At 59.9% G+C, this 691-nt stretch carries 1 protein-coding gene and 1 pseudogene; one reads left to right on the forward strand and one right to left on the reverse strand.

Annotated features, from left to right (window positions below):
* On the reverse strand, positions 1 to 474 hold a 474-nt coding region (locus EN749_RS36750), incomplete at its 3' end, for an SOS response-associated peptidase (RefSeq protein WP_145991222.1).
* A 60-nt stretch (positions 475 to 534) separates the two neighbouring features.
* Between EN749_RS36750 and EN749_RS39325 the strand changes: the two are divergent.
* Positions 535 to 691: pseudogene (locus EN749_RS39325) on the forward strand (SOS response-associated peptidase); the annotation flags it as partial.

Below are 691 nucleotides of genomic sequence, written 5' to 3' on the forward strand. Positions count from 1 at the left end.
CCTGTCATGATAGGGCGCGATATCGGGCCCAGGCTCCATCGTCAGCATGGTGAAGGCTTCGCCGACCTCCGGCGTGTCACGCCAGATTCCAGCAATGCAGAAGATCGGGTCGTCCTTCTTTGTGAAGAGCCACTTGTCCTTTCGCTTCTTCTTGGGGTCTATCGGATCGGTGAACTCGTAGAAGCCGTCCGCCACGATGAGGCACCGGTTCGACGAGAACTCTCGGCCCTCTGAACGGAAATTATAGACGGGCCGCTTGTTCGGGCCGGGCCAGCTCCAGCGACGTTGCATCATATCGCCTTCGCCTCGGACGCCCTCGATAGTCCTGATGATCGGCGCCACGTCCGTGATCTTGATGTCCTCGCGCGCCTGGAGGTTCGGCGCTCCTTCTCCGAAGCGGATCTTGATCTTCAGGTCGGCGAAGTCCTCCACGATCGAAGCGACATCCACCGTCAATCGATAGTCATTGCACACATCGGTCCTCCGTCCGATCGCATTGCACCGCGATCGTGTTCCTGTTATGTTCGCGTGGCTATGAGCGCGAAGGTTTTCGATTCCGACGCATCGCTCGACGAACGCCGCGTCATCATAAGGCGCTGCGGCGGCGATGTTGAGATGGCAGAGCTGCCTTGGGGGCTTCAGCCCAGCGAAATTGGAGGCAGGCCCTTCACCGTCGTGCGCGCTGAGGCTG

Source organism: Mesorhizobium sp. M7A.F.Ca.ET.027.02.1.1 (genome assembly GCF_004022985.1).
Lineage (GTDB): Bacteria > Pseudomonadota > Alphaproteobacteria > Rhizobiales > Rhizobiaceae > Mesorhizobium.